21 protein-coding genes and 2 pseudogenes are annotated in these 25,391 nt (G+C 60.3%); 12 read left to right on the plus strand and 11 right to left on the minus strand.

Annotation, left to right across the window (positions count from 1 at the left end; all coding sequences use genetic code 11):
* The first annotated feature begins 195 nt into the window (after window positions 1–195).
* Genes ACIQY3_RS33040 through ACIQY3_RS33050 form a run of 3 tightly spaced genes read left to right on the plus strand, consistent with a single transcriptional unit; the run spans window position 196 to window position 3,761 of the window.
* A complete protein-coding gene (locus ACIQY3_RS33040) occupies window positions 196–855 on the plus strand; it encodes a paraquat-inducible protein A (protein WP_403028623.1) in 660 nt (219 codons plus the stop codon).
* Window positions 842–1,465, plus strand: coding sequence for a paraquat-inducible protein A (locus tag ACIQY3_RS33045; RefSeq protein WP_123514509.1), 624 nt, complete (start codon window positions 842–844; stop codon window positions 1,463–1,465). The genes ACIQY3_RS33040 and ACIQY3_RS33045 overlap by 14 nt, the downstream gene beginning before the upstream one ends.
* Window positions 1,458–3,761 (plus strand): intermembrane transport protein PqiB, encoded by a 2,304-nt coding sequence (locus tag ACIQY3_RS33050; protein WP_403028626.1) that lies wholly within the window; start codon window positions 1,458–1,460, stop codon window positions 3,759–3,761. Before ACIQY3_RS33045 ends, ACIQY3_RS33050 begins: the two co-directional genes overlap by 8 nt.
* 191 nt (window positions 3,762–3,952) lie before the next feature.
* On the opposite strand, the gene mksF is transcribed toward ACIQY3_RS33050, so the two are convergent.
* The 3 genes from mksF to mksB are packed head-to-tail and all read right to left on the minus strand — an operon-like array spanning window position 3,953 to window position 8,770.
* Window positions 3,953–6,793 (minus strand): Mks condensin complex protein MksF, encoded by a 2,841-nt coding sequence (gene mksF / locus ACIQY3_RS33055; RefSeq protein ID WP_265040921.1) that lies wholly within the window; start codon window positions 6,791–6,793, stop codon window positions 3,953–3,955.
* Window positions 6,790–7,503, minus strand: a complete 714-nt coding sequence (gene mksE / locus ACIQY3_RS33060) for an Mks condensin complex protein MksE (RefSeq protein ID WP_403028629.1) — start codon at window positions 7,501–7,503, stop codon at window positions 6,790–6,792. The genes mksF and mksE overlap by 4 nt, the downstream gene beginning before the upstream one ends.
* Window positions 7,493–8,770 carry an Mks condensin complex protein MksB gene (gene mksB / locus ACIQY3_RS33065; RefSeq protein WP_054045789.1) on the minus strand — a complete coding sequence of 426 codons (1,278 nt, stop codon included), beginning with the start codon at window positions 8,768–8,770 and terminating at the stop codon, window positions 7,493–7,495. The genes mksE and mksB overlap by 11 nt, the downstream gene beginning before the upstream one ends.
* A gap of 207 nt (window positions 8,771–8,977) precedes the next feature.
* On the opposite strand from mksB, the gene ACIQY3_RS33070 reads away from it, so the two are divergent.
* Both ACIQY3_RS33070 and rimI read left to right on the plus strand, forming a co-directional pair.
* Window positions 8,978–9,718, plus strand: a complete 741-nt coding sequence (locus ACIQY3_RS33070; protein WP_403028691.1) for an energy transducer TonB — start codon at window positions 8,978–8,980, stop codon at window positions 9,716–9,718.
* Entirely contained in the window at window positions 9,711–10,163 is a 453-nt protein-coding gene (gene rimI / locus ACIQY3_RS33075) for a ribosomal protein S18-alanine N-acetyltransferase (RefSeq protein WP_403028632.1), read from the plus strand. Before ACIQY3_RS33070 ends, rimI begins: the two co-directional genes overlap by 8 nt.
* Window positions 10,164–10,294: 131 nt before the next feature.
* Here rimI and ACIQY3_RS33080 read toward each other — a convergent pair whose 3' ends face one another.
* Complete coding sequence (locus ACIQY3_RS33080; protein WP_054045743.1) at window positions 10,295–10,699, minus strand: hypothetical protein; 405 nt, start codon at window positions 10,697–10,699, stop codon at window positions 10,295–10,297.
* 167 nt (window positions 10,700–10,866) lie between these two features.
* On the opposite strand from ACIQY3_RS33080, the gene can reads away from it, so the two are divergent.
* The gene (can, locus tag ACIQY3_RS33085) at window positions 10,867–11,511 is read left to right on the plus strand and encodes a carbonate dehydratase (protein ID WP_213942135.1); all 645 of its coding nucleotides are present in this window, start codon (window positions 10,867–10,869) and stop codon (window positions 11,509–11,511) included.
* 51 nt (window positions 11,512–11,562) lie between these two features.
* On the opposite strand, the gene ACIQY3_RS33090 is transcribed toward can, so the two are convergent.
* Together ACIQY3_RS33090 and ACIQY3_RS33095 are read right to left on the minus strand one after the other, a co-directional pair.
* Window positions 11,563–12,735, minus strand: coding sequence for a hypothetical protein (locus tag ACIQY3_RS33090; RefSeq protein ID WP_403028636.1), 1,173 nt, complete (start codon window positions 12,733–12,735; stop codon window positions 11,563–11,565).
* A 156-nt stretch (window positions 12,736–12,891) separates the two neighbouring features.
* On the minus strand, window positions 12,892–14,589 hold the full coding sequence (locus ACIQY3_RS33095; RefSeq protein ID WP_403028638.1) for an acid phosphatase: 1,698 nt from the start codon (window positions 14,587–14,589) through the stop codon (window positions 12,892–12,894).
* 207 nt (window positions 14,590–14,796) lie between these two features.
* Here ACIQY3_RS33095 and ACIQY3_RS33100 point away from each other — a divergent pair, with 207 nt between their 5' ends.
* Window positions 14,797–15,087, plus strand: a complete 291-nt coding sequence (locus ACIQY3_RS33100) for a nucleotidyltransferase family protein (protein ID WP_403028641.1) — start codon at window positions 14,797–14,799, stop codon at window positions 15,085–15,087.
* Window positions 15,088–15,169: 82 nt separating this feature from the next.
* On the opposite strand, the gene ACIQY3_RS33105 is transcribed toward ACIQY3_RS33100, so the two are convergent.
* Complete coding sequence (locus ACIQY3_RS33105; RefSeq protein ID WP_403028643.1) at window positions 15,170–16,588, minus strand: short-chain fatty acid transporter; 1,419 nt, start codon at window positions 16,586–16,588, stop codon at window positions 15,170–15,172.
* 200 nt (window positions 16,589–16,788) lie between these two features.
* On the opposite strand from ACIQY3_RS33105, the gene ACIQY3_RS33110 reads away from it, so the two are divergent.
* Complete coding sequence (locus ACIQY3_RS33110; protein WP_290029552.1) at window positions 16,789–18,102, plus strand: MFS transporter; 1,314 nt, start codon at window positions 16,789–16,791, stop codon at window positions 18,100–18,102.
* 23 nt (window positions 18,103–18,125) lie between these two features.
* On the opposite strand, the gene ACIQY3_RS33115 is transcribed toward ACIQY3_RS33110, so the two are convergent.
* Window positions 18,126–19,496: a gluconate:H+ symporter gene (locus tag ACIQY3_RS33115; RefSeq protein WP_403028647.1), complete on the minus strand. Its 1,371-nt coding sequence runs from the start codon at window positions 19,494–19,496 to the stop codon at window positions 18,126–18,128.
* A gap of 332 nt (window positions 19,497–19,828) precedes the next feature.
* On the opposite strand from ACIQY3_RS33115, the pseudogene ACIQY3_RS33120 reads away from it, so the two are divergent.
* From ACIQY3_RS33120 to ACIQY3_RS33130, 3 genes and pseudogenes are all read left to right on the plus strand, one after another.
* Window positions 19,829–20,467: pseudogene (locus tag ACIQY3_RS33120) on the plus strand (PAS domain-containing protein); the annotation flags it as partial.
* 156 nt (window positions 20,468–20,623) lie between these two features.
* Window positions 20,624–21,055 (plus strand): annotated as a pseudogene (locus ACIQY3_RS33125) (methyl-accepting chemotaxis protein); the annotation flags it as partial.
* Between the two features lie 184 nt (window positions 21,056–21,239).
* Window positions 21,240–21,839 (plus strand): flavin reductase family protein, encoded by a 600-nt coding sequence (locus ACIQY3_RS33130; RefSeq protein ID WP_403028650.1) that lies wholly within the window; start codon window positions 21,240–21,242, stop codon window positions 21,837–21,839.
* A gap of 125 nt (window positions 21,840–21,964) precedes the next feature.
* On the opposite strand, the gene ACIQY3_RS33135 is transcribed toward ACIQY3_RS33130, so the two are convergent.
* Window positions 21,965–22,333: a cupin domain-containing protein gene (locus tag ACIQY3_RS33135; protein WP_403028653.1), complete on the minus strand. Its 369-nt coding sequence runs from the start codon at window positions 22,331–22,333 to the stop codon at window positions 21,965–21,967.
* A gap of 76 nt (window positions 22,334–22,409) precedes the next feature.
* Window positions 22,410–23,219 carry an AraC family transcriptional regulator gene (locus ACIQY3_RS33140; RefSeq protein WP_403028656.1) on the minus strand — a complete coding sequence of 270 codons (810 nt, stop codon included), beginning with the start codon at window positions 23,217–23,219 and terminating at the stop codon, window positions 22,410–22,412.
* A gap of 152 nt (window positions 23,220–23,371) precedes the next feature.
* Between ACIQY3_RS33140 and ACIQY3_RS33145 the strand changes: the two genes are divergently transcribed.
* On the plus strand, window positions 23,372–24,013 hold the full coding sequence (locus tag ACIQY3_RS33145; protein WP_403028659.1) for a LysE family transporter: 642 nt from the start codon (window positions 23,372–23,374) through the stop codon (window positions 24,011–24,013).
* On the opposite strand, the gene ACIQY3_RS33150 is transcribed toward ACIQY3_RS33145, so the two are convergent.
* Entirely contained in the window at window positions 24,014–25,306 is a 1,293-nt protein-coding gene (locus tag ACIQY3_RS33150) for an MFS transporter (RefSeq protein ID WP_403028661.1), read from the minus strand.
* Window positions 25,307–25,391: the final 85 nt, after the last annotated feature.

Genomic DNA, 25,391 nt, shown 5'->3' on the forward strand with positions numbered 1-25,391 from the left:
TGGTAGTGTGGGGTTTCCCCATGTGAGAGTAGGTCATCGTCAAGATTAAATTCCGAAACCCCTATCTGCGTATGCAGGTAGGGGTTTTGTTTTTGCCCGCAGGAAAGTGCGCTCCGCCAGCAGCACAAATTTGCACAGTTATTTTCGATCCAGAACACTAGAATAGGCCCATCTTTTTCGGAGCAAGAGCCTTTTATGCCAGATTCGGTTGACGCCCCCGGGCTGTCAGATTTACCGCTGGACGACTTGGTGGCGTGTCATGAGTGCGACCTGCTGATGCGCAAGCCCGAACTCGCCCGTGGCGAGAAAGCCCTATGTCCGCGCTGTGGCTACGAACTCTATGCCCACCGGCATAACGTGGTTCAACGCAGCCTCGCCTTGGTCATCGCCGCACTGTTGTTGTACATCCCGGCGAACTTTTTACCCATCATGCAGCTCAATCTACTCGGGCAATCGTCGCAAGACACTGTCTGGACCGGCGTTGTCGGCCTGTTCAATACCGGCATGCAAGGTGTAGCGGTCGTTGTGTTCTTGTGCAGCATGGGGATCCCGCTGCTCAAGTTGCTCTGTCAGCTGCTGGTGCTACTGAGCATTCGTTTCGATATCGGGCGCAGCTACGGTTTGTTGCTCTACCGCGTTTACCACCATCTTCGGGATTGGGGAATGCTCGAGGTTTACCTCATGGGTGTGTTGGTCGCGATCGTCAAGCTGGCAGATATGGCAGCCATCACCGTCGGTCTTGGCCTGGCGTGCTTTATCAGTTTGTTGTTGGTCCAGGTGTGGTTGGAGGTTGTCATGTCGCCTCACCAGATCTGGCAGGCTTTGTCAGGAGAAGATGCCCATGCGGGCGATTGATGCAGGCATTCTGATTTGTATCGAGTGTCACGAGTTGAACAAGCAGGAAGCTGACACCGATGAGCAGGTTTGCACCCGTTGCGGTGCGCTGGTCCATGCCCGTCGTCCGAACAGCTTGATGCGCACCTGGGCGTTGCTGGTCACCGCCGCGATTCTCTACATCCCGGCCAATGTGCTGCCGATCATGACCGTCAGTTCCCTGGGCAAGGGCGATCCCAGCACCATCATGTCCGGTGTGATCCAACTGGTTCAGCACGGCATGATTCCCATCGCGGCCGTGGTTTTTATCGCCAGCATTCTGGTCCCCACGTTCAAATTGGTGGGCATCGCGTTGCTGCTGTTTTCAGTGCAACGTCGCCAACCGCTGTCGGCACGCCAACGGATTGTGATGTACCGCTTTATCGAGTTCATCGGCCGCTGGTCGATGCTGGATATCTTTGTGATCGCCATCCTGGTGGCGGTCGTGAATTTCGGACGGCTTGCCAGCGTCGAAGCCAATCTTGGCGCCATCGCCTTCGCCAGTGTGGTGATTCTGACGATGCTTGCCGCAGTTACTTTCGATCCCCGACTGATTTGGGATAACACGGAGTCGGACGACGACCATGACTGATTTGCCTACAGCAAAAACCCGACCGGCCTCGAACTGGTCAGCTATCTGGGTCCTGCCACTGATCGCCCTGATCATCGGTGGATGGCTCGGCTGGCGTGCCTATAACGAAACAGGCATCGAGATTCAGGTGCGCTTCGAAAGCGGCGAAGGCATTCAGGCCAACAAGACCGAAGTGGTCTACAAAGGCATGTCGGTCGGTAAGGTGAAGACCCTCAAGCTCGATGACGAAGGCAGCTCCAAAGGGGTGATCGCCACCATCGAGATGAACAAGGACGTGGAGCAATACCTCAAGACCAGCACCCGTTTCTGGCTGGTCAAGCCGAGCGTGAGCCTGGCGGGTATTACCGGTCTTGAGACCCTGGTGTCAGGCAATTATGTCGCCGTCAGCCCCGGTGAAGGCGAACCGACCCGCAAGTTCAAGGCCCTGGCCGAAGAACCGCCACTGTCGGACTCCAAGCCCGGTCTGCACCTGACCATCAAGGCTGATCGTCTCGGTTCGTTGAACCGTGGCAGCCCGGTGTTCTACAAGCAGATCAAGGTCGGCCAGGTCAAAAGCTATCTCCTGTCCGAAGACCAAAGCACCGTCGAGCTCAAAGTCTTTATCGAGCCCACTTACGCCAGCCTGGTACGCAAACACACGCGTTTCTGGAACTCCAGCGGCATCAGCATCGACGCCAATCTGTCTGGGGTGAAAATACGCAGCGAGTCCCTGGCCAGCATCGTCGCTGGCGGTATCGCGTTTGCCACGCCGGAAAACCGCAAGGACAGCCCGCCCACCGATCCAAGCCTGCCGTTCCGTCTCTATGAAGACTTCGACGCAGCCGCTGCCGGTATTCGGGTCAAGGTCAAACTCAGTGACTTCGAAGGTCTGCAGGCTGGCCGCACGCCCGTGATGTACAAAGGCATCCAGGTCGGCAACCTGAAAGCGCTGAAGATTGATCCAGACTTGTCTGCCGCCACCGCCGAATTAACGCTGGACCCACTGGCCGAGGATTACCTGGTCACCGGCACGCAATTCTGGGTGGTCAAGCCGTCGATTTCCCTGGCGGGCATCACCGGTCTGGAAGCCCTGGTCAAAGGTAACTACATCGCGATTCGTCCCGGCGACAAGGGCAGTGCGCCGCAGCGCGAGTTTGTCGCGCGGGCGAAGGCGCCGCCGCTGGACTTGCGTTCCCCGGGCCTGCACATGGTGTTGTTCACCGAGAACCTCGGCTCCCTGGAAGTAGGCAGCCCGGTGCTCTACAAGCAGGTCAAGGTGGGTTCGGTCCAGAGTTATCAGTTCTCCAAGACCAAGAAACAATTGGTGATTGGCGTTCACATCGAGAAGGAATACGAGGGCCTGGTCAACGCCTCGTCGCGGTTCTGGAACGCCAGCGGCATCACCCTCAGCGGTGGTTTGACCGGCGGCATTCAGGTCAAGAGTGAGTCGCTGCAAAGCCTGATGGCCGGCGGTATCGCCTTCGAAACCCCGGAAGCCAAGGCACCGTTGCAGAAGAAGATCCCGCGTTTCCGTCTGTTCCCGAGTCATGACGAAGCGAACCAGAAAGGCGCGGTGGTCACCATCAAGGTTGATCGTGCCGACGGGTTGCGCACCGGCACGCCAATCCGCTTCAAAGGCCTGGACGTCGGCAAGATCGAAGACGTCGACCTCACGGATGATTTGCAGTCGGTGATGCTGACCGCGCGGATTACCGAAGTGCCGGAGCGCATTGCCCGGGTGGGCAGCCAGTTCTGGGTGGTCAAGCCTGAGCTGGGGCTGATCAAGACTTCGAACCTCGAAACGTTGGTCACCGGTCAGTACATCGAAGTGCAACCGGCGGCGAAAAACCTCGGCCCGCAGAAGAACTTCGTGGCGCTGGCCAACCCGCCGGAATCCGCCAAGGTTGAGGCTGGTTTGAGCCTGGTGTTAAGCGCCGCTCGCCGTGGTTCGCTGAAAACCGGTGTGCCGGTGACCTATCGTGAAATCACCGTCGGCAAGGTGACTGGCTATGAGTTGGGTTCGACAGCGGATCGTGTGTTGGTGCACATCCTGATCGAACCGAAGTACGCGCCATTGCTGCGCAGCGGCACACGGTTCTGGAACACCAGTGGTTTTGGCCTGGACTTCGGTTTGTTCAAAGGCGCGACGGTGCGGACCGAATCGCTGGAGACGCTGATTCAGGGCGGCATTGCTTTTGCCACACCGGATGGCGAGCGAATGGGTACTCCAGCTAGGCCTGAACAGACGTTCCCGTTGTTCGATAAGTTTGAAGATGAATGGCTGACTTGGGCGCCGAAGATTTCACTCGGCAAATAGTCCCGCGGCGTCTGTTGACGCCTTCGCGAGCAAGCCCGCTCCCACAGGTGACCGTGTTCTCTCATGAGAATGTGATCAAAATGTGGGAGCGGGCTTGCTCGCGAAGAGGCCCTCAAAGCCACTGAAAAACCTTCAATAAAAAAGGCCGCAATCCAATGGATCGCGGCCTTTTTCATATCTAGCGGTTCAACCTAAACCGCATCCAACTCCGGCTCATCTGCGTCAACATTCACCGTCGCCTTCACTTCATCATGCCGACGAATGTACTTCCAGTCCGCCTCGTCGATGTAGATCCCGTTCGGCCCGCTACCGCCTTCCAGGTCAATCGCCACACTGGCGCAGACCTGCGGCTTCACGCTCGCCAGGATCGGCACGAAGCCCAGTTGCAGGCTGGTTTCCAGCAATGCAGCCTGGTTCTTCTCGTCGATGTCCGCCGCTTCATCGAGGTAGTACGGCAGGCGCACGCGACCGGCCTGGTCGCGGTCCATCAAGTGCAGCAACAAGTACATGTTGGTCAGCGCCTTGATGGTCATGGTGGTGCCGTTGGAGGCCGCGCCGTCGATGTCGGTGTGGATCACCGGTTGGCCGTTGACCTTGGTGATCTCGAACGCCAGCTCGAACAAGTCCTTGAGGCCGAGCTGGTTGTGGTTCGCCGCCACCAGCCGCGCCAGGTATTCCTTGGCTTCTTCGTTCTTGTTGTCCTGATCGGCGCTTTGGCTCAGGTCGAACACGGAAAGGGTTTCGCCTTCTTCGTACTGGCCGGCGCTGTGGATGATCTGGTCAATGTGCTTGAGGGCTTCCTTGTTCGGCGCGAGCACGATGCGGAAGCTCTGCAGGTTGGACACCTGACGTTTGTTGATCTCGCGGTTGAACAGCGCCAGTTGATGCTCGAGGCTGTCGTAGTCGCTGCGGATGTTGCGCAGGGTCCGGGCGATGTCCGTCACGGCCGCACGACGTGCCTTGCCGAGGGTCAGCGCTTCGTCGGTGCGGTGCGCATAGGCGTTGATCAGCAATTGCAGGCGACGCTCCATATCGTCTTCGCTGTCGAACTTGGCCACGCCCTTGAGGCGAACCTGCGCATACAGCGCCTCGATCTGGCCATCGCTGCGCTGCAAGCCCTGCCAGCTGTCCTGATAGTCGTTGAGCAGCGGGAGCAGGTTGTCCATGGAATCGTCGATCGGGTCCATGAACGGCGTGCCGAACGGCAGGTCTGCCGGCAACAACTGACGGCGGCGCAACGCGTCGTCGAGGGTGCGTTGCTTGGCTTCCATGTCGCCGATCTGCCGGCCGACCAGTTGCAGCTTGGCCGACAGTTGCTGGACGCGTTCGGTGAAAGCATCGCTGGAACGCTTCAACTCTTCCTGCGCCGCTTCCATCTGCGCCAATTGCTCAAGCTTGTCGTCTTCCTCGGCGCTCAAGGTTTGTGCACGACGGAAATCTTCCAGGGCTTTCTGCGCATCCAGCACTTGCTGGTACAGCGCCTCGGTCTGGGTCTTGCTCGCCGCGCGGTCAGCGACCACGGCGGCTTGGGTTTTCAGTTGCTTGAGTTCTTTTTCCAGGCGCTCTTTCTGATCGCGCAACGCGGCGCGGTCAGCCAGGGCTTGCAGGGCCGGCGGCTCAATGTGCGAGATGTCGATGGCCAGGCCCGGCACTTCGAAACGCTCGCCCTTGAAGCCATCGAGGATCAGTTCCAGGGATTTGACCCACTGGCCGTCCTCGTCCAGCGTAATGCCGTGCTCGCCCAGCGGCAGGCTGAACAGCGCGCTGTTGAACAGGCGCATCAAGCGTTCGACATCCTGTTGCGAGAACTCTTCACGCAGACGGGCGTAGCTGTTGTTGTCGGCGTGATCGAGTTGCTGCTTCACCGACTTCAGGCGTTTTTCCAGATCCCGCAGACGTTCGTCGAGGTCTTCGGCGCTGAACTGCCGGGACTGGGCCAGCGCACCGGCCAGTTCATCGTGGGCATCCTTGGCGGCCAGCAATTGCTGCTCAAGGACTTTGACGTCAGTGACCAACGCGAAGCGATGCTTGAGCACCGACAACTCGCCGAGCCAGCGCTGGATGCCGGTGATTTCCCGCTCCAGACGCATCAGTTCCTGAGTGCCGCCGCGCTGATCGTTTTGCAGGGCGTCCTGCTCGCTGCGGTAGTGCTCGGCCTGGATGGTCAGCTCTTCCTTGCGCGCGCTCGCGTAGTCCGACCAGGTACCGAGCAACGAATCCAGCAGCGGCGAGATGCGATGCAACTTGCCGCGCAGGATGTTGCGCTGGGTAACGCCCGAGGCCAGTGCTTCAACCAACGGGCCGGCGGTGACCAGCGAGTTGTAGTCCTGCTCCATGCGTCGTACATCGCGGAAGGCTTCTTCGCACGCGGCGATGTAATCGACACTGCCGGAACGCAGGCTGTGTTCGAAGGCATCGAGGAACAGTTGCTTGAGCTTGGCCGCAGTGATTTCGCGCATGTGCAGCAGGTTGATGAACAGTGCACGGAAGGTCTTCAGGCTCTGTTCGCTGGTGGAGCGCAGCGGGATCAGCGTCAGGTCCAGCGGAATCGAGGTGTGACCGCCGACCAGCAAACGCCGCAGTTCATCCGGCTTGAGTTCGTAGGCTTTCAGGCCTTCGCGTTCAAGGTTGGTGAACAGCTCTTTCTGGCGCAGGCAGGTGTCGTTTTTCTGGTAGTGGGCCAGATCGAGTTTGCCGGCGTAGGCAAAGAACTGGTGACCAAAACCACCGCCCGGGCCGCGACCGACCACGCCGATCACGTGCGGGCCGTGGGGCAACGAGACTTCGACCAGGATGTAACTGGTGTCCGAGGCAAAGTAGAAACGCCGGGATTGTTCCAGGCTGTACTTGCCGAAACTCATGTCCGACATACGCGCCAGGATCGGGAACTGCAACGCGTTGATCGATGCGGATTTACCGAGGTTGTTCGCGCCGTAGACCGACAGCGGCTCTTCCAGCGGAAACAGCCCGAGGCTGTAACCGGCGGTGTTCAAAAGGGCGAAGCGGCGAATGCCGTAGCGTTCCTTGCTCATGCGTCGGTCTCCTGTTCTTCGGCAATGGCGCGGGCCATGGCGTCTTCTTCGCTTTCTTCTTCGCTCTCTACCTCAAATTCTCTGAGATCCAGCGGGTCATCGGTTTGCAGCAGCTTTTCGTCGCTGTCGTCATCGATCAACACTGGCACCGGCAATGGCAACACGCTGTGCAGGCTGGCCGCCAGATCGCGGTCCTGTTGGACCGACAGGCAGACGTCGAGGAAACGGTGCATTGGCGGCAGGAAACGGTAGATGCCGTTTTCTTCGCCGGCGAAACCGAGCTGGGTCATGCGGCGCATGATTTTTTCTTCGAGCTCTTCGACGGTCTGTACTTCGGCCTGGATAAACAGGTCGCGGTACTTCTCCAGCAACGACGGCAGTTCATCGCGGCCAAGGCTGCCACCGTCGAGCACGGCGACCGGGTCGCGGCCCTGGTCGGCCAGGTGCTCGACAAGGATGAAGGTGAACAGCGCCAGACGCTGCGCAGTCTTGTTCACCGCCGCCGCCGCGAGGTCCGGCACGAAGTAGTAGAAACCACGGGTATCGCAGACCAGTTCAAAGCCCAACGCCTTGAACAGCGTGCGGTACTGGTCCTGGAAATTCGACAGTTGCGCGTACAGCTCCGGATCGCGGCGGCTGACGTGATAGCCCTTGAACAGCTCGCGAAAGATCGGCGCCAGCTGGGACAGTTCGTTTAGATCAAGATGCATGTGGGGTGCTCGCAGAATCCTCGGCGGCGGTGTCGCGGGCCGAGAGCAGGGCGAAGGAGCGCAGGCTGACCTGATGCTCATGAGTGTGGTAATCGCGGCGTTCCAGACGCTCGCGGGTGAAGCGTTTTTCCCGCGAAAGGCGCGAGAACCAGTACAGCAATTCGTCGGTGGCGCCGTTCGGTTCTTGCTCCAGCAACCAGGTCATCAGGTCCGGCATCGGCAGGGCGTCTTCACAGCGTTCGAGCATTTCCCGAACCGTGCGTGGCGCGCGCGGGGCTTCGCCTTTCTGGGTCTTGTGGGCCTTGGGGAAGCGTGCCGGTTTCGGTTCGAAACGGGCCAGGGCATACACGTAGGCTTCGACCTGACTGGCGCTGCCGAGAAAGGTACTTTGCGGCCGGGTGAACATTGGCATGGCGGCTTGCGGCACCGCGTCGATGCCTTTACGACGGATCGCCGACAGGGCCAGCGCCGCACCACGGGTCACGGCGTTGTGGCGACGAGCTTCTTCACGCAGCGGCAGCAGCAGTTCCCGGGCGTGACGCAAGGTCAGTTGGGCGCTGGTCTGCATTTCGAGGATGCGCGCGTGGGTGCGCAGCAGCATGTCATCGTCGACCAGATGGCCGAGGCGCTGCTGTTCGGTGAGCATCTTCAGCAGCACGTTCTCGACCTTGCGCACGCCTTGCTCGAAGGCGCCGTCGGCGTTCACCAACTGAATCATTGGTTCGACGTATTCGTCCCAGGTCGCGAGTACTTCTGCGTAACGCTGACGCAACGGAATCTGCCGGTCGCTGGTCTTCGCGCGTTCGGCGACGGCCACCAGGGCCTGTTCGTCGTTGGCGAGTTTCTTCAGAACGTCGCGCACGCGCATGTCGAGCAAGCGCAGCTGGCGCGCCAGGTCGTGGCCGTCGCGGATGTCGAAGGCGTCCTGGATATAACCGGCCAGGCGCTCGAGGTGGCGCAGATAGGCTTCGATTTCCAGGCACAGGCCCAGACGGTGCTCACGGCGCAGGTAGGCGAGGAAGTCGTGGATCTGCGCATTGAGCTCGAAACGGTTCGGGCTTTTCGCCACGGGTACCAGAATGTCGAGGCGGATCCACACGTCCAGCAGGCTGGTGATGTCCTGCGGTGTACTGTCCAGTTGCTGGGCGGCCAACTGTGAACGCAGTTCGTTGAGGCTCAAAGTGCCTTGGTCGAAGTGCTCGCACAGTGGCTCCAGAAGTGCCCAGTGTTCAGCGAGGGCGCGCAAGACGCGCTTGGGTTCGATCATCGGGATGGCCGGCTGGTTGTCGAATAAAAGCAGCGATTGTACTGCATCACGCCCATCGCGATTCACTCGCGGGACGGACAGTCTGCTTTCTATCGATCAACAGCGGGCGATCTTGAGCGAAGGGCGGTAGAATCACCGCACTATTAGTTATCCACAAGTGGCTGACCTTTGCTTATCGAGTCCCGTCGCCGCGCTTATTTGACCGCCATGCAGGTGGTCAACTGGCTGCCGCGCACCGAATTGCCCTTTGCTGCGCCCTCGCGGCCAGAACTGCTGGAAGCGCCCGAGCCGTTGGTCGTTGCGCCAGTGCTGCCGGCTGCCGTGGCTGAAACGCCCGTGGAGCCGCTGGTCAAACCAGCCGAGCGGGTGAAAATCGAGGTGCCGCGCCCATCGCTGGCCAGCACGCGTTCGGGGGCCAAGGTCGAAGAAGAGGCCGCAACGGTCGCGATCAAGGCGCCAGTCGTGCCGCCGCCGCGTTTCGCCCTGCAATTGCTGCGGGCCGGGCGTTGCCTGCTGCTGGTGGAGTTACCCACAGGCGAAACTTTCCAGACCCGCGACCCCGCGTACATGTTGCTCAAGGACATGCTGCGCGCCGCCGGTCTGCCGGACAGCCCGCAAATCGTCGGCGAACCGGTGCGCTGGCCGCTGTTGACCCGGGGCACGATGGACCAGGGGCCGGAAGCGGCTCGGGACTTCGTGCAAGGTTTTCTCTCGGCCCGGCTCGAAGATGCACCGTGCGTCTGCCTGTGGCTGATCGGCCTGCCGGCGGTGCGGTTTGCCGGCGAGGCCAACGCCGAATCGTTCAACCGTGAACTCCAGGTCGAAGGCCTGGGCTCGGTCTGGGCCCTGCCGGGCCTGGAACTCCTAATGGAAGAGCCACAGCGTAAGGCTGATGTCTGGCAAGCCATGCGTCGGCTGATGGCGCGTTGGAAAGAATCAAATGAGTGACGCTGTATCGTTCCGCCCAATGACCGAGGCGGACCTGGACGCTGTACTGAAGATCGAATACGCGGCTTATAGCCACCCGTGGACCCGCGGGATTTTTCTCGACGGCCTGGGCAAGTACCAGATCTGGCTGATGTTCGAAGGCTCGCAGCAGGTCGGCCACGGCGTGGTGCAGATCATTCTTGATGAAGCGCACCTGCTGAACATCACGGTCAAACCGGAAAATCAGGGCCGAGGCCTGGGTTTGACGTTGCTCGAGCATTTGATGTCCCGGGCGTATGACGCCAAGGCGCGGGAATGTTTCCTGGAAGTGCGTGACAGCAACCGTGGCGCGTTCAAGTTGTATGAACGGTATGGGTTTAACGAGATTGGCCGGCGTCGGGATTATTATCCGGCGGTGGGCGGGCGGGAAGATGCCGTGGTCATGGCCTGCACTTTGGTTGACTGATCTTTTTTAAAAGCTTCGCGAGCAAGCCCGCTCCCACAGTGGATTTATGTCGAACACGGCATTTGTGTACGGCTCAGATCCGCTGTGGGAGCGGGCTTGCTCGCGAAGGGGTCTTATTCAGGCTCCGATAATCAACGATTCCCGTCTATCGGATCACGCTTCGCCAACTCCGCCTCATCCAGCCCATTGCCGCCGCCAATGTCGTCTTCATCGACAATACTCAGGTCCCAATCCGCCTGATTGCCTTCACCGGCTTCATGGGCATCCCGCGCGCCGTCTTCATGGATCAGGGTTTCCGGGCTCATGTCATCATCGGTAGACTCATGGTCGTCGGTCGAGGCCCCGGTCATGCCGGCTTCGCGCACGCGTTCACGGGGCATCAGGCGTTCGCGCTCGTTTTCCGGCAGCTCGTCACCGATTTTGGCGCTGGGTTCTTCCTCGTCGAAATCCAGCTCATGCATCGAACCCATGCGGTCTTCGTTGTCGTCGATGGGCTCGGGTTGCACCGCATCGTACGGACGTCGTGATTCAGTCATGGCAATTCCTCATACTGTGGGCCTTACTAGGGTGGACCCACTGGGCGTGCGAGAATTCCACCGGCATGGGAAGCCGATCACAGACATTTAGGCTATCTGCATCATGCGCGTGACCTCGACGGACGGTCGTCTGTCAAACCTGCGCATCATTCTTGAGGCTTCATTGCATGAACGAATTACAAGATCTGATTGATAACAACGAGCGCTGGGCTGACGCGATCACCAAAGAAGATCCTGATTTCTTCGCCAAACTGGCCCGCCAGCAAACCCCGGAATACCTGTGGATCGGCTGCTCCGATGCGCGGGTGCCGGCGAACGAGATCGTTGGCATGCTGCCCGGCGACCTGTTTGTGCACCGTAACGTGGCCAACGTGGTGCTGCACACCGACCTCAATTGCCTGTCGGTGATTCAGTACGCGGTGGACGTGCTCAAGGTCAAACACATCCTGGTCACCGGCCACTACGGCTGCGGCGGCGTGCGTGCGTCGATGCAGGACCGCCAGTTGGGCCTGATCGATGGCTGGCTGCGTTCGATTCGTGATCTTTATTATGAGAAGCGCGAAGAACTGGCCAAGCTGCCGACCGAAGAAGAACAGGTCGATCGCCTCTGCGAGCTCAACGTGATCCAGCAAGTGGCGAACGTCGGGCACACCAGCATTGTGCAAAACGCCTGGCATCGCGGGCAGAGCCTGTCGATCCACGGTTGCATCTACGGCATCAAGGACGGTCGCTGGAAGAGCTTGAACGCGACCATCAGCGGTTTCGAGCAACTGCCGCCGCAGTATCGCTTGCGTCCGGTCGGGGCGTTGTAAACCCTGTGAAAAAGGCCTTTTGCGCATCGCGCGCAAAAGGCCTTTATCGTTTCAGAGGTGTGGTGCGGGAACCGCAGGCGCGGGGGCCGGGGCTTGCAGCTGTTGCAGCTGCGACTTGACCGGAGGCGTTGCGCACTTGGCTGCGGCGTCGGCCGGCGTCAGGTTGCGGATCGAGGTGTAGAACAGCTCGCAGGTTTTTTCTTTCTGAGTCACTTGCCAGGTTTGGGTGCAGCTTTTCAGCTGGGCCGCCGGATCGCTACCCGGTTTGCTGCCCATTCCCGCCTGCCAGCAGGCGGCGCTCAAATCCTGGCCCATGACGGTCAGGCCGGCGGCATCTGCCTTGGCTTGTGCATCAGGTCCGGTGTAAGTCTCCGGATCGGCGGCATACCAGATGTAGCTCGGGTGGTTGGAACCCAGCACCGGCACTTTCACCCCGGCACTCGGGCTGATCGTCGCCAGGCCCAGCACACCCACGGTCGCCCCGTATTGCTGCTTGATCCAGTTACGCACCGGCGCGCCAAACGCGACCATCGGCAACGCAGCGCCTTTGGCGTTCTGGCTGACTTCCTTGACCATGGTGGTCTGGTAGTCCTTGAAGTAGTCGTATACGCCTTCCAGATCCTTGCCGGCGCTGGCCGGTGCGGCAATCGGCGCGATGTCGATGATGGTCTGGTAGCCCGGTGTCTGGGCGGTCGGAATGCCGTTGTCGACCAGCAGCGTGGCCCAGCGATCGGTGGTGGCGGATCGCAGATAATCCTGGGCCTGGGTCAGCGAGTAATCCGGCGGGAAGTGCAGCAACTCGACGCTTTTGCGGTTTTCCAGGGCCATGCCCAATGGCAGGAACAGATACCAGCTATAAGCCCACTTGCCATCAATGTTGAGTTTCTTGGCGCCGTTGTAGGCCAGATCCCCGGCATCGAGCAAGGCCGCCAGGGGTTTGTCATACCCCTTGGGCACACCAGTGATTTCCGCGTAGAGCTGATGGTTATCGGTCTTGACCCGGACTTTCGCGGCGCTGTAACCGTCGCGCTGTACGCTCTGGGTCAGGTAATGCTCGACGGTTTGCTCCAGCGTCCAGTTGCGAAAGCAGATCACGTTGCAGTTGTTGGGGTAAGCGAAGAGGCGGGTGACGCGTTCAGTGCTGCCCAGCTTGAGATCGACATCGGCGTGGGCGGCGGCACTCAGGGTGAGGGCCGCGAGGGTAAGTCCTGCGAGTTTGAACATGCTCAGATCCTTTTCAGCGTGGGCCCACGTAGGCGGGGGCGGGTACATACTGAAACCAGATGTGTCGAGCGGTCCAGTACCCGAGCAAAAAATCGCAGCCAATGGCATTTCCCTGTAGGAACTGCCGCTGGCTGCGATGTTTTGATCCTCAATCAATCACGCCGGAAAGTGCAGCGCATTGGTCAAATCCCCCATCGGCTTCTGCCCTCGGGCAATCATCGCGTCATCGCGCATTTTGATCCCATCGAGAGTTTCCAGTTGAAAGGTGCGGGTGATCAGCCGCAGGATCGAGGCGGTGTCATACACCGTGTGATCCACCGTGCCCTTGCGCGAAAACGGTGAAATCACCAGTGCCGGGATTCGCGTCCCCGGGCCCCAGCGATCGCCTTTAGGTGGCGCAACGTGATCCCACCAACCGCCGTTCTCGTCGACGGTGATCACCACCACCATGTTTTCCCATTGCGGGCTTTGCTGCAGCACTTTCAACGCCCGCACGATATGCCGGTCGCCCGAGGCAATGTCGGCGTAACCGGCGTGCATGTTCAGGTTGCCCTGGGGTTTGTAGAACGTCACCGCCGGCAGCTTGCCAGCCTCGGCATCGGCGAGGAATTTGTTGGTGCTCGACTCGTCACCCAGCCCACCATCGCGCAGACGCTTGGCACGCTCGGCCGGGTTTTCCGGGCCTTGGCGCTTGAAGTAGTTGAACGGCTGGTGGTGGTACTGGAAGTTGGGGATTTTCGGAATGGCGCCCGAATCCTTGTACTCGTCGATCGTGGCTTGCCATGCACCGCCGTACCAGGCCCAGTCGACGTTCTTTTTCGAGAGCTTGTCGCCGATGTGCTCGTGGGTTTGGGGGACCAGGACGCTAGGCAACGGCTTGGCGTAATCCGGGCGCTCCGGGTCGCGGATCCACGTGGGCCAATACGGCGGCGCCATGGTGTTCACCGCGTAGCCATCCGGGGTCAGCAGGCTTGGACCGAACTGCGGCGGGCCGGTCATGGCGCTGGCGGGCGAGGCGTCCAATGGCTTGAGGCGATTGTCGGTCGGGTCATCGCTTTGCAGCGTGGCGATATTGGGTTTGGCGATCGAGTTCGCGGCGTCCGGGTAGAACGGCACCTGAGCGCTGATCAAGTATTGATGGTTCAGGTACGAGCCACCGAAAGCTCCCTGGAAAAAGTTGTCGCAGAGCACAAACTCCTTGGCGACATCCCACAGACGCAATGAATAGCGGGTCTGGGTGTAATGACCCATGGTCAAGGCCCCGGAATCGGCCCAGGCCACAAAGCGGTCATTCTTGCCGCCGTTGATCTGCATCTGGTTCTGGTAGAACACATGCCACAAATCGCGGGTCACCAGGCTCAACGGCAAGTCTTCACCTTGCGGGCCTTTGAGGGCGAACGGCGCGTTGGGCAAGTGTTCCTGAAATTGCGTGCCGGCGGGGTAGATCACACCGTCGAGGGTTTGCGGGCCGACCTGGTTCAAACCACCCCACACCGGCGGCAGGGTCGACAACAGATTGCCGTCGCGGTCCCGCTGCTGAAAGTCATCCGGCTTGAGCGCCGACAGCGGTTTCTCGATCCCCGGGAAATCCGCAAACAGGTTGTTGAAGCTGCGGTTTTCGCCGTAGATCACCACGACGTTCTTCACGTTTTCGTGCAGGGCTTTGTCCAGCTCAGTAGGCGTCAGCGGGCGTTCGACCGGTTTGCCAGAGTCATCACTTTTAGTGCCGCAAGCACTCAGGGTTGCTCCGACACCCAATACGGCCACACCGCCAAGGAAGCGGCGGCGACTGGTATCGGTAGGTTGATCGGCTTCGGGGGATGGGAGGTCGGTTCCGTCTTTTTCGTCGGCCATTTCGATTCCTTTTCACGAAATTGTTGCAATGTGTTTCGGCGGGACGCTAGCAGCGCGATGTGACGGGGAGGTTACACGAGAGTTTCGATTGGCTGGAACTGTGTAGGAAACCGTGGGGATCAGTACTCATCTTGTAACGGTGTGCGACTTTTAGCCTTCACGAGCACTGTTAGGCTAAGCGCGATACCGATTTGGTCAAGGTGAGTCATGAAGCCCTCAATTGCTTTGGATCTTCAACGTGTAGCCGTCCTCGAGGTTGTTCGCAGGTCCCACACTTCCAATCCCCGCGTCTTTGGCTCGGTAATGTTCGGAACAGATAAAGATGGGAGTGGCCTTGATCTGTTAGTCGATGCATTGCCTGGTGCCACACTTTTTGACTTGGGCGGACTTCAGGAAGAGCTAGAGGAGTTACTGGGCGTAAGTGTTGACCTGCGGACGCCGCAAGACCTTCCATTGAAGCTCCGTCGGCAAGTCCTTAACCAGGCTCGCCCGATATGACCGAAAATCTAATCAGCGCATATCAGGCTAAGCAGCCAACCCGACTGCACTCGTTTCTTCTAAGCAAGTGCAGTCCACTCGTTTAAGGCATCACCGGCACCGTATAAACCAGCGTCGTCCCCAGCGCCCACAGCAGGAACAACACCAGCGGCGTGTGCACCAGCAACTGCACGAACGAGAACCCGATCAAGTCCCGCGCCTTCAATCCCAGTACGCCCAGCAGCGGCAGCATGTAGAACGGGTTGATCAGGTTCGGCAGGGCTTCGGCGGCGTTGTAGATCTGCACGGCCCAGCCCAAGTGGTAGTTCAGGTCGGTGGCCACTTGCATCACGTACGGCGCTTCGATGATCCATTTGCCGCCGCCGGACGGGATAAAGAAGCCGAGAATCGCCGAGTACACACCCATCAATAGCGCGTAGGTGTCGTGGGACGCGATCTGTACGAAAAAGGTCGAGATGTGGTGGGCCAGGGTCTGGGCGTCGGTGCCTTTGACGGTGGTCATCAGTGCCGCGATCGAGCCGTACAACGGGAACTGGATCAGCACGCCGGTGGTGGTCGGCACTGCCCGGGCCACGGCATCGAGGAAGCTGCGCGGGCGCCAGTGCAGCAGGGCGCCGAGCATCAGGAACAGGAAGTTGTAGGTGTTCAACCCGGAAATCGCGCTGATCGCCGGTTTGGTCGAGAACTCATGGAACAGCCAGCCGCCGGCCAACAACACCAGCAGAATCGTCAGCAACGGACTGTGTTCCAGCCATTCGCCGGGACGGGTGCGCGGTTGCAGTGGCGGCAGGTTGAAACTCGGGTCGATGCCGCAGGCCTTGGCATCACGGGCGGAGTTCGGGCCGGGGGCGGTGGCGTAGGCGATGATCAGCGAGACCACGATCAGCGCCAGCAACAGCACGCCGGACTGCCAGAGGAAGATCGTTTGAGTGAACGGGATGACGCCGGTAATCGACAGGATCGACGGCGGCAGACTGGCCGGGTTGGCCTGCAATTGCGCGGCGGATGACGACAGGCCCAGCGCCCAAACGGCGCCCAGGCCCAGATAAGCGGCAGCACCGGCAGCGCGGTAATCCATTTTCAGATCGGTGCGGCGGGCGAGTGCGCGTACCAGCAATCCGCCGAATACCAGCGACAGACCCCAGTTCAGCAGCGACGCGACCATGGAAATCAACGCGACCCAGGCCACGGCGGAGCGGCCGTTTTTCGGGATCCGCGCCAGGCGATCGATCAGCTTCACCGCTGGCGGCGAACTGGCGACTACATAACCGCCAATCACCACGAACGCCATTTGCATGGTGAACGGAATCAGACTCCAGAACCCGTCACCGAACGCCATGGCCGCGTCGGTGGGCTTGGCGCCCATGGCCATGGTTGCCAGAGCAACGATGATCACCGCCAGGGCCGCGAACACCCAGGAATCAGGGAACCAGCGTTCGGCAAAACTTGAACAGCGCAGGGCAAAGCGGGCATAGCGGCTATCGTCGATATCAGCGGCCACGGGACTACCTCGGATTTTTATGATTATTGTGATGTTCCGGGCCCTGAAGGCCCGTCTGGTCAGGTGCCAACATTAAATCAATCGACTGTTTTTTGTGACGAAGTTTTACTGGTTTAGGACTTTGGTCTAACGGGTTGTCCGTCACCGATTTTGCGTAGACCATGGGCGCCTTGGTTTTTGCCTATGCCAGAGTTCTTTTCATGACTGCCAATACCGATACGCGCCCAGCGCCGTTCACCCGTTCGGACTACAAGACCCTGGGTCTTGCGGCCCTCGGCGGGGCGCTGGAAATCTACGATTTCATTATTTTCGTATTTTTCGCCCTGACCCTCAGCCAGCTGTTCTTTCCGCCGGAAATGCCCGAATGGCTGCGCTTGCTGCAAAGTTTCGGGATCTTCGTCACCGGTTACCTGGCGCGGCCGCTGGGCGGGATCTTGATGGCGCATTTCGCCGACAAACTCGGGCGCAAGAAGGTCTTCAGCCTGAGCATTTTGATGATGGCGCTGCCGTGCCTACTGATCGGCATCATGCCGACCTACGCGCAGATCGGATATTTCGCACCGTTGCTGCTATTGGCGCTACGAATCCTCCAAGGCGCGGCGGTGGGCGGTGAAGTGCCGAGTGCCTGGGTGTTCGTCGCCGAGCATGCGCCGGCCGGTCATCGCGGTTACGCGCTGGGTTTCCTCCAGGCTGGACTGACGTTTGGCTATTTGATCGGCGCGCTGACCGCGACCTTTCTGGCCCAGGCCTTCACCCCGGCAGAAATTCTCGATTACGCCTGGCGCTATCCGTTCCTGCTGGGCGGCGTGTTTGGTGTGATCGGTGTCTGGTTGCGCCGCTGGCTCAGCGAAACCCCGGTGTTCATGGCGATGCAGGCACGCCGCGATGCGACGGCCGAACTGCCGCTGCGCACCGTGCTGCGGGAACATCGCCTGGCCATGTTGCCGGCGATGATCCTTACCTGCGTGCTGACTTCGGCGGTGGTGGTCTTCGTGGTCATCACCCCGACCATGATGCAGAAAACCTTCGGCATGACCGCCAGCCACACTTTCGCCCTGAGCGCCTTGGGCATCGTGTTCCTGAACATCGGTTGCGTGCTCGCCGGTTTGCTGGTCGACCGCATCGGCGCCTGGCGCACAGTGATGCTCTACAGCTTGTTGCTGCCACTGGGCATCGGCGTGCTTTATACCTGCCTGATCATCGGCGGTAGCTGGATCGGCCTGGCCTACGCAGTGGCCGGCCTCAGTTGCGGCGTGGTCGGCGCGGTGCCGTCGGTGATGGTCAACCTGTTCCCGGCGCGGATTCGCGTCTCGGGGATTTCCTTCACCTACAACATTGCCTACGCGGCGTGGGCGAGTATCACACCGCTGTTGCTGATCGGTCTGATGCCGTGGAGCCCATGGATCTGCGTGATTTTCTGCGCGGTGATGGGCGCGGTGGGCGTGAGCAGCGCGGCGTATTTCGGCGCGCGCATGCCCCATGTCGGGAGCCGGTCCGTGGCGCCCTGTCTGTAGCTATCCGGGGGACGGGGCGGCCATCACGTCAACCAATGCCACCACAACAACGTCCCCACCAACCCCACCACCGACACGATGGTTTGCAGGATCGACCAGACCCAGATCGTCTGCTTGAGCTGCAAGCCAAAGTACTCGCGCACCATCCAGAACCCGGCATCGTTCACGTGGCAGAAAAACACCGAGCCCGCGCCAATCGCCAATGCCACCAATGAGCTTTGCGTCGCCGCCAGTCCCGCCATCATCGGCGCCAGAATGCCCGCGGTGGTGGTCGTCGCCACCGTCGCCGAACCGGTAGCCTGGCGCAACGCCACGGCAATCAGCCAGGCCAGCAGCAAGTACGGCATATGCGCGCCTTCGGCGACTTTGCTGATGGTCTGGCTGATGCCGGCATCGAGCAGCGTCTGTTTCAAGCCACCGCCCGCACCGATGGTCAGCAGCAACACCGCAATCGGTGCCAGGCTTTTGCGCAACGTGCCGCCGACGTGTTCACGGGGCATGCCGTTGGCCCAGCCGAGGCAAATCACTGCTGCCATCACCGCAATGCCCAGCGCCACCAGCGGTTCGCCGAGGAACTTCAGGGTCAGGGCAGCGGTGCTTTCCGGGCTCATGGCGACTTTCGCCAGCGTGCTGCCGAGCATCAGCAACACCGGCAACAGAATAATCAGCAGCGAAATACCGAAGCTCGGCTGGCGCGGGGCCTTGGGCGGGGCGCTGAACAAAGCGCCGAGTTCCGCCGGCTCGTCGACGTGCATGCGTTTCGACAGCCAGTTGCCATAGATCGGACCGGCCAGGATCACCGCCGGAATCGCGATGCTGAAACCCAGCAACATGGTCAGCCCGAGGTCGGCGTGCAACGCGCTGACCGCAATCAGCGGCCCGGGATGCGGCGGCATCAAGGCGTGCAACGTGGTCATCCCGGCCAGCGCCGGAATCGCGATCTTGAGCAACGGCTGACCCGAACGGCGCGCCATGACGAAGATGATCGGCACCATCATCACCAGGCCCACTTCGAAGAACAGCGGCAGGCCAATCACCATCGCCACCAGCGCCATCACCCACGGTAATGACTTGCCTTTACCCAACCCGAGCAAAGTCGAGGCGATGCGATCCGCGGCACCGGATTCGGCCATCAACGCACCGAGCATCGAACCCAGGGCAATGATGATCCCCGCCTCACCGAGAATCGCCCCGGCGCCTTTGCTGAATGCCTTGGCGACCTCTTCAGGCGGCAAACCGGCGCCGACACCGGCAATGAACGTGCCGATCAGGATCGACAGAAAGGGCGGAAGCTTGGTGGCGCTGATCAGCACGATAATCGTGGCAATCGCCAGCAGGACGCAAAGGATCAAACGGGTGTCGTGAACCATCCAGGCAGCAGTCGATAACTCCAAAACGGGACTCCTTAACGGGCAGATACCGTTGCAACATGTTGTTGCAATTTAGTTGGAGGATACCTGAAGTGGCCGAGGTAGAGCGCTGGGGTTTTGTAACGGGTCCACGAAGGAGCAACCGAGTTAGTGTCACGTAGCCATTATTTTTGTAGGACAACCCTAAAACACTCTTCAGAAAATATGCTCAAGGCCGATGGCTAGGCTGCATACCGCTTTCTATCCCTGTCCATCGGTGCTTTCCCATGTTCAATAAACGCTTGAAGCAGGAGCTGTCCGCTCTTCGCGAAGAACTCTCCAGCCTCCTGCAAGTGAAGGACAGCCTGGAAAGCGAGATGCTGGTCCTGACCCTTGATGCCGATGGGCGGGTTCAATCGGTCAATCAGAATTTCCTCGGCGAGATGCTCTACAAGGGCAACGACCTGATCGGGCGGCACATCGAAGACATCGTGCCGGCTCATGTGAAATCCGACGAATTCCACCAACGTTTCAAAACCGCGCTGACCCGTGGCGAGCATTTCGCTGGCACCGTGCGTTTGTTGCGCGGCAATGGCGCCGAAGCGTGGTTGCGGTCGATTTTGCAACCGGTGCGCTCGGCGGACGGTCGCATCAAGCATTTCTCGATTTATTCCAGCGACCTGACCCGCACCATCGAAGCGTCTCGCGAGCACGAAAACCTGATCGGTGCGTTGGTGCGTTCGACGGCGGTGATCGAGTTCGACCTGAATGGCAATGTGCTGAGCGCCAACGAGCGTTTCCTCAACGGCATGGGTTACAGCCTGGCGCAGATTCAGGGCAAACATCACCGCACCTTTTGTGCGCCGGAGGATTACAACAGCGCCGAGCACCAGAACTTCTGGCGCCGTCTGAACAATGGCGAGTTTGTCGCGGACCGCTTTAAACGCGTCGACAGCCACGGTCGTACGGTCTGGCTGGAGGCGTCCTACAACCCGGTGGTCGATGCCAACAACAAACTCTACAAAGTGGTGAAGTTCGCCACGGTGATTACCGATCAGGTCAATCAGGAACAAGCGGTGGCCGAGGCGGCCAACATCGCCTATAGCACGTCCCTGCAAACCGATAACAGTGCCCAGCGCGGTACAGCGGTGGTGACTCAGGCCGTGAACGTGATGCGCGACCTGGCCAAACATATGCAAACCGCCGGCGAAGGCATCGAAGCCCTGAACGAGCAGTCGCTGGTGATCGGCACCATCGTCAAGACCATCAGCGGCATTGCCGAACAGACCAACCTGTTGGCGCTCAACGCAGCGATTGAAGCGGCGCGGGCCGGCGAACAGGGTCGGGGTTTTGCGGTGGTGGCGGACGAAGTGCGGCAATTGGCGTCGCGCACCAGCCAGGCGACGGATGAAATTGTCGGCGTGGTACGCCAGAACCAGGACATGGCGCGCAAAGCCGTGAGCCTGATGACCGACGGCAAGCTCCAGGCCGAACAAGGGCTGGCATTGGCGGCGGAGGCGGGCACGGTGATCGTCGAGATTCAGGACGGCGCGCAGAAAGTGGTGAACGCGGTGGGGCAGTTTGCCAATCAACTGGCGACTTGATTCGCAGGCTTAAATAGCAGTAAACGCAAAAAGATCGCAGCCTTCGGCAGCTCCTACAGGGGAATATCGAACCCTGTAGGAACTGGCGAAGGCTGCGATCTTTTTCGTTACAACACCACGTACTTCGTAATGGCCTGATTCGCGGTTGCCGCTACAATCGGCGTTTTCCCTGGAGCAGACATCCATGACCGTTTCCCACCGTCGTCCGGTTCCGTTGTCCAAGGCGTATCGCCTGCTCAATCACGGGCCGACCGTGCTGGTCAGCGCCGCCCACGACGGCCAGCGCAACATCATGGCTGCGGCCTGGGCCATGCCGCTGGATTTCGAACCGCCGAAAATCGCCGTGGTTTTGGACAAGGCCACCTGGACCCGACAACTGCTGGAAGCCTCGGGCACGTTTGTAGTGAACGTGCCTTGCGTCGCCCAGGCCGATATCGTGCAAACCGTCGGCTCGACGTCCGGCTTGGCGCTGACTCAGGACCAAGGCCAGGACAAATTCCAGACCTATGATTTACAGACCTTCAGCGGCGAGTTGATCGATGCGCCGATGCTGGAAGGTTGTGTCGCCTGGCTGGAATGCCGGTTGTTGCCAGAGCCGCACAATCATCAGCAATACGACCTGTTCCTGGCCGAGGTGATTGCCGCCCAGGCAGATGAGCGTGTATTCAGCGACGGCCGCTGGCACTTCGAAAGGCATGACGCGCTACGCACTTTGCACCACGTCGCCGGTGGGCATTTCCTGAAGATCGGCGATCCGGTGGACGGCAAGAATCTGGTTGAGTAAGCCTGAAGACGCAGAATCTGTGGGAGCGGGCTTGCTGGCGAAAGCGGTGTATCAGTCGGCATTGATGTTGAATGTTCAACCGCATTCGCGAGCAAGCCCGCTCCCACAGGGGGGATGTGTTCAATTCAAATCCACAGATCATTCACCGCCGTGCGCTCGCCGCCCTCGCTGCCGGTGTTGATCACGCCTCGGGGTTCGATCAGCAGCAGTTTCACTTCCTGTTCCGCAGACGGTTTGTGCTCGATGCCTTTGGGCACGACGTACATTTCACCGGCTGAAATCAACACATGACCATCGCGAAAATCGATACGCAATTGCCCCTCCAGGACGATGAAGGTTTCGTCGGTGTCCAGGTGATCGTGCCAGATGAAATCCCCCAGCAGCTTCACCACTTTGAATTGGTAGTCGTTCATTTCGGCGATGACCCGGGGTGACCAGTGTTGGTCGATCAGGTCGATTTTCTGCAGGAAGTTGAGGCTTTGGAACGTGTTCATCAGGTGGTTCTCCAGAGTGATTCCGGCCCCACGATAACCAGCGCATCGAGGCGATTCTTGAACGATTGTGCGTGACTCAGCGCCGGTGCATTTTCATCCAGCGGGCCGGTGAGAGGCCGTAGGTTTTGCTGAACTGGCGAGTCATGTGGCTTTGATCAGTGAAGCCGGCGATCAGCGCGGCGCTGACCAGCGACTGGCCCTGAATCAACAGCGCCCGGACCAGGTCGAGGCGGCGCATGGTCAGGTAGCGATAAGGGCTGGTGCCAAACAATAGACGGAAATCCCGGGACAGGCTCCAGCGATCCCGACCGCTGTGGTGCGCCAGTTCGTCCAGGGTCACAGTGCGATCCAGCGCGCTATGCATGAATTCCCGGGCGCGTTCCGCCGCCACATAGTCGAAGCGCTGGCGTTTGTCGGGTGTGCCGGATACGGCGCTTAATGCGTGGGCCAGATCGAACAGTGCGTCCTGTTCTTCCAGTGGATCGAGTGGGTCATCCAGACTTCGCATCAGCACATCGGTGGCGGCGAACAAACGTGGATCGGTGGACAGGCCGGTCTTGATGAAGGGTAGCGGCTGACCGCCGAGAATCTGCTGGATCAGCGCCGGCTCGATGTACATCATTCGGTAGTGGAAGCCGCTGTCGGTGCCGGCCTCGCCGTCGTGGACTTCGTCCGGGTGCAGCACCAGTGTTCCGCCCGGAAGACTGTGGCGCCAGGCGCCGCGGTACTGAAAACTCTGCACCCCGGCCAGGGTGCGACCGATGGCGTAGGTGTCGTGACGGTGGAAGTCGTAGCCGTGACCGGCAAAAAACGCCTCGATACGCTCCAGCCCGCCGATATTGGGCGCGCGATGGAACCAGTCGCTGAGTGGCGGGTGCTTGGTCATGGTGCCGTTTGTCTTGGGCTCGATGCTGAACACGTTAACCCAGTGACAAAGCGTTGTCTGCCGACGGAAGGGGTCATCGCGACGAGTAGAAAATTGCCAGTAAATGTTGCAAGGTACGAGGCATCTCTGATGCCAAGAAGGCGCTTTGTCCCATGGAACCGACCTCATTGGGTTATGCCGCGCCGTTATTGTCCCTGGCCCTGTTGTGGACGGTGGCGGTGGTGACGCCGGGCCCGAACTTCTTCAACACCGCGCAATTGGCAGCCAGTTGCTCCCGACGACATGGCGTCGTGGCTGCGCTGGGCGTGGCAACAGGCACGGTCTTGTGGGGATTGGCCGGTGGTTTGGGCATCAAGTCGCTGTTCAGCGCGGCGCCGACGCTCTATCTGACCTTCAAGATTGCCGGTGGCTGTTACCTGATCTATCTGGGGTTGAAGCAGTTCAAGCGCAAACCGGCGACGCAACCCGGCGTTGGCAACTCGCTGGACGGGGCGGGGCGCACGCTGATGTCGGCCTATGGCCGGGGCTTTGTCGGCAATATGACCAACCCCAAAGCGGCGCTGTTCGTCGCGACGATCTTCGCCACGGCCATGCCGGCCTCGCCGCCACCGATGTTGCTGGCGCTGGCGGTACTGACCATGGCGAGCCTGTCATTCAGTTGGTATTGCAGCGTGGCGCTGCTGTTTGCCAGTCGCCGGGTCGCGGGGGCTTATGAGCGTTCGAGAAAGTGGCTGGACCGCTTTGCCGGCAGTTGCTACCTGCTGTTTGGTGCGCATCTGGTGGCGAATCGCTGATCAGGTCAGCGCCGTGGCCACAGGTTGATCGGCAGCGGTGGGCGCGCGCTTCAATGTCTCCGGCATGGCCACCATGAGTAACACCAGCGCTGTCGCCGCCACTGCCGCCAGCGTCAGGAATGCCGCGCTGTAACCGGCCCACTGAACCACCAGCCCGGCCAAGCCGTTACTCAGTGCGGCGCCCAGCCCGAACACCGTCGACAGCGCACCCAGGCTCACATTGAAGCGTCCGGTGCCTTGGGTCAGGTCCTTGATCACCACCGGGAACAAGGCGCCGAAGATCCCGGCCCCGACGCCGTCGAGCAACTGCACTGCCACCAGCCAATACGGATCATCTGACAACGTATAAAGCACCCCGCGCAATGGCAGGATCAGGAAACCGGCCAGCAGCAACGGTTTGCGTCCCCAGACATCGGCCTTCCAGCCCACCAGCAGCGCCACCGGCACCATCACCAATTGCGCGGCGACAATGCACGCCGACGTCAGCGGCGTGGCCATTTGCAGGTTCACCAGGGACAATTTCTGACTCACCAGCGGCAGCATTGCCGCGTTCGCCAGATGAAACAGCCCACAACAAATAGCGAATACCAGCAACGGTCGGTTGTGCAGCAGCACATTCAGCCCCGAGGGCTGTTCGCCGTGGGCCGGGCCTTGCGGGTCGAAGCCTCGGGCCACGTCGTGATCGATGGCGTGTGGCGCGATGAAGCTGATGGCAATCACACTGGCCAGCGCCATCACGGCCATCAGGTAAAACACCGCCACCGGGCCGAACAAATACGCAAATCCCCCGGCCAGCAGCGCCGCGACGGCATTGCCGGCGTGGTTGAACGTTTCGTTGCGCCCGGTACGGCGGGTAAAGGCTCGGGGCCCGGTGATGCCCAATGAAATGGCGGAAATGGCCGGGGCGAACACCGACGCTGCAACGGCGCTCAAGGCCTGGGTCAGCGCCACCAGCGTGAATGAACTAATGAACGGCAACAGCAAACAGCTCACCGTCACCAGCAGCGCCGCGACGATGATCACCCCGCGTTTGCGCCGGGTTCGGTCGATCAAAGCGCCGGCCGGGGTCTGGGTCAGCAGCGCGGCGATCCCGGCAACCGTCATCACCAGGCCGATACTCGCCGGGTCCCAGTGATGCACCGCCAGCAAATAAATCGCCAGGTACGGCCCGAGTCCGTCGCGCACGTCGGCGAGAAAGAAGTTGAGCCCGTCCAGGGAGAGGGTGTTGCGACGATCGGTCGGAGCGTTCAAGGGCGGCCTCTGCTTGGCGGGGCGCAGGTGCGTGCTGCGCATTAGCAATGACTGGTCGAGACCGCATGAAGTTTCAGTCTTTAACTCAGCCGCGCTGCCGTGGTATGAAACACCACGTTCACTATGA

Source organism: Pseudomonas sp. NPDC096950 (assembly GCF_044762525.1).
In the GTDB taxonomy this organism is placed as follows: Bacteria; Pseudomonadota; Gammaproteobacteria; order Pseudomonadales; family Pseudomonadaceae; genus Aquipseudomonas.